Origin of the sequence: Pseudomonas lundensis, from assembly GCF_001042985.1 — a bacterium.
GTDB classification, from domain to species: domain Bacteria; phylum Pseudomonadota; class Gammaproteobacteria; order Pseudomonadales; family Pseudomonadaceae; genus Aquipseudomonas; species Aquipseudomonas lundensis.
The window spans coordinates 1-13,234 of sequence record NZ_JYKY01000017.1 but is presented as its reverse complement, the minus strand read 5'-3'; the positions used below and the strand labels follow the sequence as shown (position 1 = coordinate 13,234).

Sequence of the window (13,234 nt, the reverse complement as noted above, 5' to 3'; positions counted from 1 at the left end):
CCGGCACCCTGACCGGTGCCGGGTCTTTAATTTTTTTACGGTGCCCGCGAATGTTCAGACCGTTATCGATTTTTATCGGCACGCGCTATACCCGCGCCAAGCGCCGCAATCGTTTTGTTTCGTTCATCTCCATGACCTCGATGATCGGCCTCGCCCTGGGCGTATTGGCCATGATTGTGGTGCTCTCGGTGATGAACGGTTTTCAGCGTGAAATGAGTAACCGCATCCTTGGCATGGTGCCCCATGCCACTGTCGTGGGCATAAAGCCCATTGATGACTGGCGCCCGGTGGCTGAAGCCGCCATGAAAAACCCCGAGGTCACGGCCGCAGTGCCGTTCACCGAGATGGAAGGGATGCTCTCCTATAAAGGGTCGATGCAGCCGATTCAGATCAGCGGCGTTGATCCGGCACTCGAAGGCCAGGTGTCCATCGTGACCCGGCACATCGTGCAGGGGCGCATGGAAGACCTCAAGCCCGGCGAATTTGGCGTGGTATTGGGTGATATCACGGCGCGGCGTTTCCGGTTGGGCGTCGGCGACAAGATCACCCTGATCGTGCCCGAAGCCAGCACCGCGCCGGGTGGCATCACCCCGCGTCTGCAACGCTTGAACGTGGTCGGGATCTTCAAAGTGGGGGCCGAACTGGATGGTTCCATGGGGCTGATCCACGTTGAGGATGCAGCAACCATGCAGCGCTGGGCGCCGAATCAGGTCCAAAGCGTGCGTCTGGCCGTCAAGGACCTGTATGCCGCGCCCAAGGTCTCGGCCGAGGTGGTCGCCGGGTTGGGTGATGCCTACCGCGCTGACGACTGGACGCACACCCAGGGCAGCCTGTTCAGTGCCATGAAAATGGAAAAAACCATGATTGGTCTTCTGCTGCTGATGATCGTGGCCGTGGCGGCATTCAACATCATCGCCACCTTGATCATGGTGGTGAACGACAAGGGGGCTGACATCGCGATCTTGCGCACCATCGGCGCCACGCCGCGTCAGATAATGGCCATATTCATGGTGCAGGGCACGGTGATCGGGATTGTCGGCACCTTGATCGGTGGCGTGCTGGGCGTGATTGCCGCGTTGAATGTCAGCGCGCTGGTGGGCTGGATGGAGCGGGTGTCCGGGCAACACATCTTCAGTTCAGACGTCTACTTCGTCAGCAACCTGCCGTCCGAGTTACAAGGCGGTGACGTGCTGCTGATTTGCACGGCGGGTTTTGTGCTGAGCTTCCTGGCAACGCTGTACCCGGCGTACCGCGCGGCGAAAATCCAGCCGGCTCACGCATTGCGTTACTCCTGATCCCTCGCATGTGCGCACAGGCTGCAGGCTTGATGATCGACGGCATGCAGCCAGCGCCAGTGCCTACAGCGACTGCGCCCTTGTAGGCAGTTCAATCACAAACCGCGTCATCCCGGCCTGTGACTCACAGGTGATCTGCCCGCCATGGGCGCGAATAATCGATTGGGTGATTGCCAGCCCCAAGCCTGCGTGTTCACTGCTGCCTTCCCGGCGTGCCGGGTCCGCCCGGTAAAAGCGGTCGAACAGGCGCGGCAGTAACGCTGCCGGGATGCCAGGCCCGCTGTTTTCCACGGTGATACGCAAGCGGTCTGCCGTGGGCACCATGCACACCTTGATCTCGCCACCGGCGGGCGTGTAGCGCAAGGCGTTATCCAGCAGGTTGGAAAGGGCGCGGCGCAGCATGCTGCGGTCGCCCGCCAACTGGCCGCTGCCTTCATGGGTCAATTGAATCTGCGACTCTTCTGCCAGCAGCGCATAAAACTCCAGCAGGGCCTCCACCTCGTGTGCCAGGTCCAGCGGCTCGCGTCTGGGTGTCAGCAGGCCGTGGTCGGCCTTGGCCAGGTACAGCATGTCGTTAACCAGCTGTGCCATCCATTGCAGTTCTTCGAGGTTGCTGTGCAGGGCCTCGCGGTACGCATCAATGTCCCGTGGCCGGGTCAGCGTCACCTGAGTGTGGGTCAGCACGTTGGAGAGCGGGGTGCGCAGCTCATGGGCGATGTCGGCGGAGAACGCTGAAAGGCGCTGAAATGACGCGTCAAGCCGCTCCAGCATGGCGTTGAAGGCGTGCGCCAAGTCCGCAAGCTCCGTAGGCATTTGCGCTTCAGGTAAGCGCGCAGTGAGCGAATCGGCGGAGACACTGGCCGCAATCGCGCTCATGCGGCGTAACGGGCGCAAGCCACTGCGCGCCGCCCACGCCCCCAAAATGGCGGTGGCCAACGCCGAGAGGCCGACGGTCATCCAGATCAAGCGTTGCATGCGCTGCAAGAAATGCTGGTGATGGGTGATGTCCAGGAGCAAGGTCAAGCGGGGTGCATCCGGCGTTTCGGGCTGGGGATTGAGCACGCGATAATCGGTGCCCTTTATTTGCAGGCTGCCCAGGCCGGGGGTGGTGGGCAAATCGTTGGGCAGGCTGGTTGAGCTGTCAAACCACGGGTGACCGTCGGGGCCGCGCACGCGAATGCTCAGATCGGGCTGATGACTCAAATCTTGCAGCAACACCGGCAGGCGCCGGGAGAACTGGTCGAGGGTGCTTACGCCGTTCAGCGTGCTGCGCAACCCTGCCAGCCGGGCTTCCATCAGTTGCTGGTCCAGTTCGACGAAATGCACTTCGCTGGCGCGTCCGAACAGCACCCCGGCGAACAGCGATACCACTGCCGTACACCCCGCAAACAGCAACGCCAGACGACTGCTCAGCGACAGGCGACGCATCACGGCGTGCGCTCTTCAAGCACGTAGCCCATGCCGCGTACGGTGTGGATCAGCTTTTGGTCGTGGCTGTCATCGATTTTCAGGCGCAGGCGGCGGATGGCGACTTCGATGACATTGGTATCGCTGTCGAAATTCATGTCCCACACCTGAGAGGCAATCAGCGATTTGGGCAGCACTTCCCCCTGACGCCTGAGCAGCAACTCCAGCAACGAGAATTCCTTGGCGGTCAGGTCGATGCGCTGGCCATTGCGTTCTACGCGGCGGCGGATCAGGTCCAGGCGCAGGTCGGCCAGTTGCAGGCTGGTTTCCTGGGTGGTACTGCTGCCGCGCCGCAACAGGCTGCGCACGCGCGCCAGCAGCTCGGAGAAGGCAAAGGGCTTGACCAAGTAATCGTCGGCCCCCAGCTCCAAGCCGTGAACACGGTCTTCAACGGCATCGCGGGCGGTGAGAAACAGCACCGGCATGTCCAGCCCGGCGCTGCGCACCGCTTGCAGGATTTGCCAGCCATCGCGACCGGGGAGCATCACATCGAGGATTAACAGCGCATAGTCGCCGGTCAGGGCCAAGTGCTGGCCAGTGATGCCGTCAGCAGCCAGTTCGGTGATGAAACCCGCTTCGCTCAGGCCCTGTCGCAGGTATTGCCCGGTTTTGGGCTGGTCTTCAACAATCAGCAGTTTCATGGGCGACCTATCAAAAAAATACCTCAGCCTTATACAGCGGCGCGTGTGGTGAAGGGTAATCCTGACAAAGTTGTAATCTTTCGGTCAGTTGACTGCCAGTACCGAGGTTTAAAGTCAGGGAATGTTCGAATAGTAGCCTTCTGGAGTACCTATGACCCTACGTAATCGTTTGGCCTTTGCGGCGTGTGTGTTGGCATTCAGTGTGTCGGCCGTTGCCTCGCCGGGCAGTCATGCGGATATTGGCCAGCCAGCAGCGGCTGCCAGCGCTACGCGCACGGTCAACATCGAAATGACCGATCTGGCGTTCTCGCCCAAGACCCTTGAGGTGAAAGCCGGTGAAACCGTGCGCTTTGTGCTGATCAACAAGGGCCAACTGCTGCATGAGTTCAACCTGGGCGATGCCGCGATGCACGCCGAACATCAGAAAGAAATGCTCAAGATGCAGCAAAGCGGGGCGATGACCACCACAGGTATGCACCACGCCGGCATGGACCATGGTGCGATGGGGCAGGGTTCTCTGCCCATGACCGGGATGGCCCACGATGACCCCAACAGCGTGCTGGTCGAACCGGGCAAAACCGCTGAGCTGACCTGGACGTTCAGCGGTACTCGCGACCTCGAATTTGCCTGCAATGTGCCCGGCCACTACCAGGCAGGCATGGTCGGGACGCTCAAAGTAGCGCCTTAAATCGTGAAGTTCGTCTGCGGGCGCTGAAAGCCGGGCGTAAACCCGATAGAATTGCGGGGTTTTTCTAGCCAGGTTTTTTGTCATGCATCCCGCAGCCGAACATTCGCCGCTGGGCAAGTCCAGTGAATACATCAGCACCTACACCCCGTCCTTGCTGTTCCCCATCCCGCGTGCCGCGAAATGGGCAGAGTTGGGTCTGAGCGCCGAGACGCTGCCCTATATCGGGGTGGATTTTTGGACCTGCTTTGAACTGTCGTGGCTGTTGCCGTCGGGTAAACCGGTCGTTGCCATCGGCGAGTTTTGTTTCGCTGCCGATTCGCCCAACATCGTGGAATCCAAGTCGTTCAAGTTGTACTTGAACTCCCTGAACCAGACCGTATTCCCGGATACATCAAGCCTGCTTGAGACCCTGACATCTGACTTGTCAGAAGCATCGGGCAAGCCTGTCATCGTTCGCGTACGGACGCTGGATGAAGTGCAAGCTGATGGCGTAGGTGTTTTGCCGGGTGTGTGCATTGACGGTCTGGACATCACGGTCAGCGACTATGCGCAGCCTCGTCCGGAGCTTTTGAAGTGCGATGCTTCGCACGTGGTTGAAGAAAGCGTTTACAGCCATTTGCTCAAATCCAACTGCCCAGTGACCAGTCAACCCGATTGGGGCACGGTGGTGGTGCAATACCGCGGCGCGGCGCTGGATCACGCCAGTCTGTTGGCGTATCTGGTGAGCTTCCGGCAGCACTCTGATTTTCACGAGCAGTGCGTCGAGCGGATTTTTCTCGACCTGCAACGCCTGCTCAAGCCCGAGGCCTTGACCGTGTATGCGCGCTATGTGCGTCGCGGCGGGCTGGATATCAACCCGTACCGTTCCACTGAAACGGCCGAGTTCAAAAACCTGCGCCTGGTGCGTCAGTAACCGTATTGACTTGCAGGCGCGGGGGACGCGCCTGCAAGTGTGCGGCATCAGGCGTTGTTCAGCGCCTTGGCCTGTTCCAGCACGGCTTCAACGTGACCGGGCACTTTGACCCCGCGCCATTCGTGACGCAACACACCATCCTTGTCGATCAGGAAGGTGCTGCGGTCCACGCCAAGGTATTCCTTGCCATACAGCTTTTTCAGCTTGATCACATCAAACAACTGGCACAGGGCTTCGTCCTTGTCGCTCAGCAGTTCGAACGGGAAGCCTTGCTTGGCCTTGAAGTTTTCGTGTGATTTGAGGCTGTCACGTGAAACGCCAAAGATTTCCGTGTTAGCCGCCTGGAAGTCCGCGTAGTGATCGCGAAACCCTTGGCCTTCAGTGGTGCAGCCCGGCGTGCTGTCCTTGGGGTAGAAGTAAATCACCACCTGCTTGCCTTTAAGGTCGGACAGCTTGACGGTTTTCTCGCTGGTGGCAGCGATCTGGAAATCGCTGACGGGTTGATCGATTGCTACAGCCATGGGGCGCTCCTTACATCGGGTTTTGTGGACGCCAAGGTTCAATCAGCGCATCGAGGTTCAGGGCGTCGGCAAAATCAAGGAACTGGTCACGCAGCCAGCTGATTTGTACGCCTGCCGGCAAGGTCACGGTAAACGTGGCGTTGAGCATGGTGCCGCCGGTTTGCGGAGCCTGATAGGTGTCGCAGGTCAGGTTTTCGAGTTCGACGTTGTGGTCGATGAAAAACTGGCATAGCTCATTGATGATGTCCGGACGATACGCCGAGCTGACATACGCCACGTAAGGCAAGGCTTGCGGACGGGTTTCGAGGGCCGCACTGCGGATCACGTTGACGGTGAATGCGTGTTTTTTGGCCAGTGATGGCAAACCGGCCTCAAGGCGCGCCAGCGCATCCCAACTGCCAGTGACTTCCAGTACCAGTGCGCTGCACTCGCCGTGGCGCGTCAGGCGCGAGGTCACGACCGCGCAGCGGTTCTCATGGCTGGCACGGCACAGGACGTTGGTCAGCTCCATTGGGTTGGCGCCAAGGGCACTGATGACAAGGAATTGTTCGCGAACTGTGGGGGTGGACATTCAGCCTTCCTAAAACGATGAGTGGTCGGTACGGACGGTGCACGGGTTGCCCGTGGCGCACTTTATGGCGCGAAACCCTCGCACGCAGCAGCCATCACACAAGGTTGGCGAAGGGTGCGAACCCGGCACGGCGGCGTTTGGGTGGGGCTTTGGGCGCGATATAAAGAGCCATAAAACAGGCCCGCGTGCACATCAGTACCAATCAAAGGCTGAAGGGTAGCGAAAAGCAGCGCGAAGGGGAATGCTCATCGGGCGCGCTGTTGCTTGTGCAAGGGTCAAGGCGCCAGTACCATTACGGCTCTCTTTTTCCGGCAGGAGCGGTTGCATGATTGCGGGCAGTATGGTGGCACTGGTCACACCTATGGATGCACAAGGTCGCCTGGACTGGGACGCTCTGAGCAAACTGGTGGACTTTCACCTGCAAGAGGGCACCAACGCCATTGTTGCCGTTGGCACTACAGGTGAATCGGCAACGCTGGATGTGAACGAGCACATCGAAGTGATTCGTCACGTTGTCAAACAAGTCGCAGGGCGTATCGCGGTTATCGCCGGCACAGGCGCCAACTCGACTCGTGAAGCGATCGAGCTGACTGCCAATGCAAAAAAGGCAGGTGCAGATGCTTGTCTGCTGGTCACGCCTTACTACAACAAGCCAACGCAAGAAGGCTTGTATCAGCACTTCAAGGCCATCGCTGAAGCGGTCGACATCCCGCAGATCCTCTACAACGTGCCGGGCCGTACGGCCTGCGACATGCTGCCTGCCACGGTGGTGCGCCTGTCGACGGTGCCAAACATCATCGGCATCAAGGAAGCCACCGGCGACCTGCAGCGGGCCAAAGACATCCTGGCCGGCGTGAGCGAAGACTTCCTGGTGTACTCCGGGGATGACGCCACAGCCGTTGAGCTGATGCTGCTGGGCGGCAAGGGCAATATTTCGGTGACGGCCAACGTTGCGCCGCGTGCCATGAGCGATCTGTGCGCTGCCGCGATCGCGGGCGATGCCGTCAAGGCGCGTGCCATTCACGAACAGTTGATGCCGCTCAATAAAACCCTGTTTATCGAATCCAACCCTATCCCCGTGAAGTGGGCGCTGCATGAGATGGGCATGATGCCGGACGGTATCCGTCTGCCGCTCACCTGGCTCAGCGAAGCCTGCCACGAACCGCTGCGTCAGGCCCTGCGCCAGTCCGGCGTATTGGTTTAATTGAGGAAGCACTACGCATGAAGCGATTGGCCGGACTTTCCGCACTAGCCGTGATTATTTCCAGCACCAGCGGTTGCGGTTGGCTGTGGGGTCCAGAGGGTTATTTCCGGGACCGTGGCAGCGACTATCTGGAGGCGCAACAAACGGCGCCAATGCAATTGCCGCCGGGTGTGCAGACTGACAAGCGCCTTGTGCCGCTGTTGCCGATCCCGAGCAACGTGCCGGATGACAACGTCAAGGGCGAATTTGAAGTGCCGCGTCCGCAGCCTTTGGTGGCGACCACCAGTGCGAGCGATTTCAGCCTGCAAAAAAGCGGCGACAGCCGCTGGTTGATGGCGCAGCGTTCTCCTTCTGAAGTCTGGCCGCTGGCCCTTCAGTTCTTCCAGGACAACGGCTTCCGTATTGACGAGCAGCGCCCGCAAACCGGTGAGTTCACCTCCACGTGGCAGGGCGCCAGCGAATTGTCCTCCTCGATGGTCCGTCACCTGGGCAGCAGCGGTCTGGCCGCCGACAGCGAAACGCGCCTGCGAGTCCGTATCGAGCCAGGCGTGCAGCGCAATACCAGCGAAATCTACGTGGTCAGCGCCAACCGCCCTGCGGGCAGCACTGCCAACGTCGACTTCACCAACCGTTCGGTCAACGCCGGGCTGGATGCGGCACTGGTCAATGAAATGCTGGTCAGCATGAGCCGCAGCGCCGACAAGGGCGGTACGGTGTCGTTGCTCGCGGCCCGCGACTTTGACACGCCAACTCGCGTAACCCTGAACGAAGACGGCAGCGGCAACCCGGTGCTGACGCTCAACGAAGACCTCGATCGTGCGTGGTCCAGCGTGGGTCGTGCGCTGGAGCAGGGCGAATGGCGCGTTGAAGACATCAACCGCACGTTGGGCCTGTACTACATCAACCTCGCTGAAAAAGCCCAGAACAAAGACGACAAGCCTGGCTTCTTCGCCGGTATGTTCGGCAGCAAGCCGGACAAGGAAGAAGTTGAATCCCGTGCCGAGCGTTATCAGGTTCGCCTGAGCAAAGTGGGCGACGCGGTGCAAGTGACGGTCGAAGAGAACATCAACACCGTAGCGTCGCCAGAAGTGGCGCGCAAAGTGTTGGGCGTGATCCAGGACAACTTGGGCTGATTCTATGCGTTTTGCCGTTCTCGGCAGTGGTAGCCAAGGGAATGGCACGCTGATAGCCAGCGACAGCACTTATGTTTTGGTCGATTGCGGTTTCTCCCTGCGGGAAACCGAACGCCGTTTGGTTCGGTTGGGCATCAGTCCACACCAGCTGAGCGCGATTCTGGTAACCCACGAACATGCCGATCACGTGCATGGCGTGGGTTTACTGTCTCGGCGTTACAATTTGCCGGTCTATATGAGCCGTGGCACCCAGCGCGGGATGCGCAAACCCCTCGAGCCTGCCGGTTACGTGGCGGGTGGCGAGACATTACAGATTGGCGCGTTGAGCATCAGCGTCACACGGGTCGCCCATGATGCGCAGGAGCCCACGCAATACGTATTCAGTGACGGTCAGCGACGTTTTGGTCTGCTGACTGACCTGGGTTCCTATTGCGACGGTGTGCTGCACAGCTATCGCGATCTGGATGCGTTGATGATCGAGTCCAACCACTGTCGCGACATGCTTGCCCGTGGCCACTACCCGTACTTTCTCAAGCAGCGGGTGGGCGGTCAGGAAGGACATTTGAACAACCATCAGGCTGCAAACCTGGTGGCCGAGTTGGGCTGGAAAGACCTGCAACACCTGGTGCTGGCCCACCTGAGCAGCAAGAACAACCTGCCGCAGCTGGCCCGGCAATGTTTTGTCGACACCCTTGGGTGCGACCCGGACTGGCTGCAACTGGCCGATCAAGATTCAGGGCTAGACTGGCGCACAATCGCCTAGCCCACCTACTTAGCATGCGGAGCCCATCATGGAAAAACGTGAAGAACTCTATCGCGGTAAAGCGAAATCGGTTTACAAGACTGACGACGCCAACCGCTTGATCCTGCTGTTCCGCAACGACACCTCGGCGTTCGACGGCAAGCGCATCGAACAGCTCGATCGCAAAGGTATGGTGAACAACAAGTTCAACGCCTTCATCATGCAAAAACTCGAAGAAGCCGGCGTGCCGACCCAATTCGACAGGCTGCTGGGCGACAACGAATGCCTGGTGAAAAAACTCGACATGATCCCGGTTGAGTGTGTCGTGCGTAACTATGCGGCGGGCAGCCTGGTCAAGCGCCTGGGCGTAGAAGAGGGCATGAAGCTCAACCCTTACACCTTCGAACTGTTCCTCAAAGACGACGCCAAAGGCGACCCGTTCATCAACGAATCCCACGTGGTGGCGTTTGGCTGGGGCACGGCCGATCAATTGGTACGCATGAAAGAGCTGTCGCTCAAAGTCAACGAGGTGCTGAGCAAGCTGTTCGACGACGCAGGCCTGATGCTGGTCGACTTCAAACTCGAATTCGGCGTCTTCCATGACGGCTCGATCGTACTGGGCGACGAATTCAGCCCGGACGGCTGCCGTCTGTGGGACAAGGCCACTGGCAAGAAGATGGACAAAGACCGCTTCCGTCAGGGTCTGGGCGACGTCATCGAAGCTTACGAAGAAGTGGCAAACCGCCTGGGCGTTCCGCTTTAAGCCGTAAAAACGCGCAAGCATCTGATAGCACGCAGTTTTTTTGAAAATAAGGTTTGCCTGAATCAAAAGTGCTGTTATGATGCGCGCCGTTGGAGAGATGCCAGAGTGGCCGAATGGGACGGATTCGAAATCCGTTGTACTGGCGACAGTACCTAGGGTTCGAATCCCTATCTCTCCGCCATTATTGAATACGACTAAGCCCCTGAAATGGTTGAACATTTCAGGGGCTTTTTCGTTTTCGGGATGTGATGAAAGGCCATTCTCGACACCCGCTGATCCAGGGCCGAGTCGATCCGTTCGACGGTGCGCAACCTGGAGCGCGCTTTCGGTGCTTTCTATTCTCGAACCACTGGCGGCCTGCGCCGTACGGCTCTCCACGTCTTCGACGACGAGTGCAATCACGTCAGATAACCACAGCTCCGTCCAGCCGTTGAGCATGCTCCTGCGGGCATCGGGTATGCGCGCAGGATCTACTTTGTCTATTCCCTCGATCTCTTTTCCCGGCTAAATGGATCGGCCTGCTCAAGGGCGGCATCAGTACCCACATGACTGATGCTGCCCACAGGGGGCGGATCTGAGCGCCCTGTCTCCAAAAGCGTTGGCCCCGATGTGCCTGACAATCGTAAAAATGTCATTCACGGTCTTTTGGCCGCGCCCTTGTTTTAGTAGCGGGGCCGGGAACAGTCCAATGCCACGTGTGCTGATGTCTGCGATCCACGATTCGCCGATTTTTTTCTCGACGTAAAGCGCTTTGCTTGTGCCTTGCTGGCCTTCCGTCCAATCGTTGAAGTCGGTTCTGCCCAGTAGCACAAGAGCCTGTGCGAAGGGGGGTGAATTTCTGGCGTTATGCCTACCCAAATGCCCCGGGTTTTTAGCTCTGTTCAAAGACTATTTTGAGGGCTAAGCACAGCCTGTTTTTAAACTAACCAGACTTTAAAAAGACGCGTTTCTTAAGTTGCCCATTTTTCGCAACTGCGCAAGAAGTTGCGCACTCAAATGTGGATAACTGTGTGGATACATGGCCACGGTGCATATAAACCGTGGGCTGTAGACGAGTGCGCAAGAAGTTGCACAGTACTGCGCAACTTCTTGCGCACTTTTTAAAGGTTTTTGTTTAAAAAATAACCAGCAAAATTCCTTACTTCGCGTAACGCCTTGTTTTTAAATGACTTGATAAAAGCTGGCACGATCTTTGGTTACTCCATTCAGCACTTGAGTGGCATTTGGGCCTTTCAAGTCCTCATTTTTGAGCAAGGAGAGCATCAATGGCGACGCTAGCTTACATGTCCATCACCGGCACCAAACAGGGTCTGATTACAGCCGGTGCATTCACCGCGGATTCGGTGGGCAACACCTATCAGGAAGGTCATGAAGACCAGGTCATGGTGCAGGGTTTTAGCCACGAAGTGATCATCCCTCGCGACCCGCAATCAGGCCAACCGACCGGCCAGCGTGTTCACAAGCCGGTGAAGATCACCAAGGTGTTCGACAAGTCCTCGCCGCTGCTGCTGGCCGCACTGACCTCGGGCGAGCGCCTGACCGAAATCGAAATCCAGTGGTTCCGCACCTCGGCTGCCGGCACGCAAGAGCATTACTTCACCACCAAACTTGAAGACGCCATCATCGTCGACATCAAGGACTACATGCACAACTGCCAGGACCCGTCGAATTCGCACTTCACGCACTTGGAAGACGTGGAGTTCACCTACCGAAAAATCACCTGGACCCACGAAGTGTCGGGCACTTCCGGTTCCGATGACTGGCGCTCGCCGGTGGCTGGCTAAGGCTGGCTGAGTGTTTCTGCGCACGGGCGCCTTGTGGGTCAGTGCGCAGGTTTAACCCCGGAATGATGTGTTTTCGTCGCCTCTTTTTTGGCGACGCACGCCTGCAGCACTGCATGAGGAGTCAGGATGTTTTCACCGGCGGATCAACCCCATTTCACGCTCACCCTTGCGGGTGCGGACGTTCAGGTCGTGGCCTTCAAGGGCCGCGAGGCCTTGAGCAGGCCGTTTGTTTTTGATCTGGAGCTGGTCAGCCTGCTGACGGGTGAGAGGCTTTCATGACCCCTGGAAATGCCGTTGCTCACACCCGTGCGCCCCAAGTTGCCATCGTTCCGCTCAATGAAGTTCAGATCGAAGATGTCGGGCGCGACGTTTCCGCCATTGATGCCTGGCTGCAAGACATCAGCGGCGGGGCGGTTACCCTTGAACGACTGCAACACGTTGCAGGCTTGGTTCCGGTCGTTGGCAATGTCATGGCGCTTGCTGATGCCATTGGCGACATTGTGAGTCTGATTAAAAACGGTGGCAGCGACCCGCTCGACTGGGTCAGTCTGGGCATCAATCTGGTGTGTGTTGCTCCTTTTCCCGGCACCACCGCGGCGCGCGTGAGCTTGCGCTCAATCTTGTCTTTGGCCCGTAGTGAGCTTGCCCATACCGGCAAGATAGTGCTCGGCGATGCATTGATTGAAATCATGGTTGGGCACCTGAATGCAACGATTGTGGGCCGGCTTGAGCACTTTCTGACCATTGCCCAAAGCCAGCTACCGGATTTGCTGGAGCAGGCAGGGGGGGTGGGCGAAGAGCTTGTGTTGGACCTCGCCAAAGGAATGAGGGCGCTGGTAGACGGTGACATGGACGTGAAGGGGCGTCTTGCCAGCGCGCAGCAACACATCACGTCCATCAACACTGAGCAGCTCAAGCGCAACCCGTTTTACATCTTCACGAATGTCTATGGCGCTTTGCGGGATGTTCAGGTCGCTGCGGGCACCAGCGTGGCCAACTCGGCGGCCAAACTTCTGATGCCTGCTCAGGCCAAAAAGCGGGTGTACGAGCAGACTGAGCATTTGATAGCGATGGCGCCCGAGCTGCGCGTCCAGCTCAGAAAACTTAACGATCCAGCCCTTAAGGGATCCATCGGATCGCTTTTGGTCGTGCTCAACAAAGCTGTTCAGTTATGGCGTTTGCGCAACCCGCACGCACTGAGCAGTAGCATCAAAACGGGGACGACGAGCAAAGCCCGCTACATACAGGGAAAAGGTGAGCTGGAAGTCCGGAAAAAAGAGGTGCCTGCCCAAAAGACGGCCAACCCAGGGAAAAATGGCCCATGCGTTGGGTCTTGTAACAGCATCCTTTTCTCTTTAGGGGCGGAAACGTTCAGCCACACGGATTTCAGCTTGCCCGGCCCGTTCCCGATTGACTGGACACGCACCTACTACTCACGCCTGAGTGCCTATGATCAAGGCGCCCTGGGCGCGCGCTGGATCACCGAATTCACCACCCGCTTTGACCTGCACG

General features: G+C 58.4%; 14 protein-coding genes and 1 tRNA gene. 10 read left to right on the top strand and 5 right to left on the bottom strand.

Going from position 1 to position 13,234, the window contains the following annotated elements; genetic code table 11:
* The first annotated feature begins 50 nt into the window (after positions 1 to 50).
* On the top strand, positions 51 to 1,295 hold the full coding sequence (locus TU74_RS14425) for a lipoprotein-releasing ABC transporter permease subunit (RefSeq protein WP_048376908.1): 1,245 nt from the start codon (positions 51 to 53) through the stop codon (positions 1,293 to 1,295).
* Positions 1,296 to 1,358: 63 nt separating this feature from the next.
* Here the strand turns inward: TU74_RS14425 and TU74_RS14420 are convergent, their stop codons facing one another.
* Both TU74_RS14420 and TU74_RS14415 read right to left on the bottom strand, forming a co-directional pair.
* Positions 1,359 to 2,723: a heavy metal sensor histidine kinase gene (locus TU74_RS14420; RefSeq protein ID WP_048376907.1), complete on the bottom strand. Its 1,365-nt coding sequence runs from the start codon at positions 2,721 to 2,723 to the stop codon at positions 1,359 to 1,361.
* On the bottom strand, positions 2,723 to 3,403 hold the full coding sequence (locus TU74_RS14415) for a heavy metal response regulator transcription factor (protein ID WP_047274069.1): 681 nt from the start codon (positions 3,401 to 3,403) through the stop codon (positions 2,723 to 2,725). The genes TU74_RS14420 and TU74_RS14415 overlap by 1 nt, the downstream gene beginning before the upstream one ends.
* A 151-nt stretch (positions 3,404 to 3,554) precedes the next feature.
* Between TU74_RS14415 and copI the strand changes: the two genes are divergently transcribed.
* Both copI and queF read left to right on the top strand, forming a co-directional pair.
* Positions 3,555 to 4,091: a copper-resistant cuproprotein CopI gene (gene copI / locus TU74_RS14410; protein ID WP_047293101.1), complete on the top strand. Its 537-nt coding sequence runs from the start codon at positions 3,555 to 3,557 to the stop codon at positions 4,089 to 4,091.
* Positions 4,092 to 4,173: 82 nt separating this feature from the next.
* Positions 4,174 to 5,004, top strand: a complete 831-nt coding sequence (gene queF, locus TU74_RS14405) for an NADPH-dependent 7-cyano-7-deazaguanine reductase QueF (protein WP_048376906.1) — start codon at positions 4,174 to 4,176, stop codon at positions 5,002 to 5,004.
* 47 nt (positions 5,005 to 5,051) lie between these two features.
* Here the strand turns inward: queF and TU74_RS14400 are convergent, their stop codons facing one another.
* The gene (locus TU74_RS14400; RefSeq protein ID WP_047274075.1) at positions 5,052 to 5,525 is read right to left on the bottom strand and encodes a peroxiredoxin; all 474 of its coding nucleotides are present in this window, start codon (positions 5,523 to 5,525) and stop codon (positions 5,052 to 5,054) included.
* Between the two features lie 10 nt (positions 5,526 to 5,535).
* Positions 5,536 to 6,096, bottom strand: a complete 561-nt coding sequence (locus tag TU74_RS14395; protein ID WP_047274076.1) for a glycine cleavage system transcriptional repressor — start codon at positions 6,094 to 6,096, stop codon at positions 5,536 to 5,538.
* A gap of 325 nt (positions 6,097 to 6,421) precedes the next feature.
* Between TU74_RS14395 and dapA the strand changes: the two genes are divergently transcribed.
* From dapA to TU74_RS14360, 6 genes are all read left to right on the top strand, one after another.
* Positions 6,422 to 7,300 (top strand): 4-hydroxy-tetrahydrodipicolinate synthase, encoded by an 879-nt coding sequence (gene dapA, locus TU74_RS14390; RefSeq protein ID WP_047293107.1) that lies wholly within the window; start codon positions 6,422 to 6,424, stop codon positions 7,298 to 7,300.
* A 17-nt stretch (positions 7,301 to 7,317) separates the two neighbouring features.
* Positions 7,318 to 8,433, top strand: coding sequence for an outer membrane protein assembly factor BamC (gene bamC / locus TU74_RS14385; RefSeq protein WP_048376905.1), 1,116 nt, complete (start codon positions 7,318 to 7,320; stop codon positions 8,431 to 8,433).
* Between the two features lie 4 nt (positions 8,434 to 8,437).
* Positions 8,438 to 9,196, top strand: a complete 759-nt coding sequence (locus TU74_RS14380) for an MBL fold metallo-hydrolase (protein WP_047274082.1) — start codon at positions 8,438 to 8,440, stop codon at positions 9,194 to 9,196.
* Between the two features lie 28 nt (positions 9,197 to 9,224).
* Positions 9,225 to 9,938 carry a phosphoribosylaminoimidazolesuccinocarboxamide synthase gene (purC, locus tag TU74_RS14375; protein WP_048376904.1) on the top strand — a complete coding sequence of 238 codons (714 nt, stop codon included), beginning with the start codon at positions 9,225 to 9,227 and terminating at the stop codon, positions 9,936 to 9,938.
* Between the two features lie 91 nt (positions 9,939 to 10,029).
* Positions 10,030 to 10,119, top strand: a tRNA-Ser gene (locus TU74_RS14370).
* 1,084 nt (positions 10,120 to 11,203) lie between these two features.
* Complete coding sequence (locus tag TU74_RS14360) at positions 11,204 to 11,722, top strand: Hcp family type VI secretion system effector (protein ID WP_048376902.1); 519 nt, start codon at positions 11,204 to 11,206, stop codon at positions 11,720 to 11,722.
* Between the two features lie 182 nt (positions 11,723 to 11,904).
* Here TU74_RS14360 and TU74_RS24185 read toward each other — a convergent pair whose 3' ends face one another.
* On the bottom strand, positions 11,905 to 12,159 hold the full coding sequence (locus tag TU74_RS24185; protein WP_157315174.1) for a hypothetical protein: 255 nt from the start codon (positions 12,157 to 12,159) through the stop codon (positions 11,905 to 11,907).
* 33 nt (positions 12,160 to 12,192) lie between these two features.
* Between TU74_RS24185 and TU74_RS14355 the strand changes: the two genes are divergently transcribed.
* On the top strand, positions 12,193 to 13,234 hold a 1,042-nt coding region (locus TU74_RS14355), incomplete at its 3' end, for a DUF6531 domain-containing protein (RefSeq protein WP_241485570.1).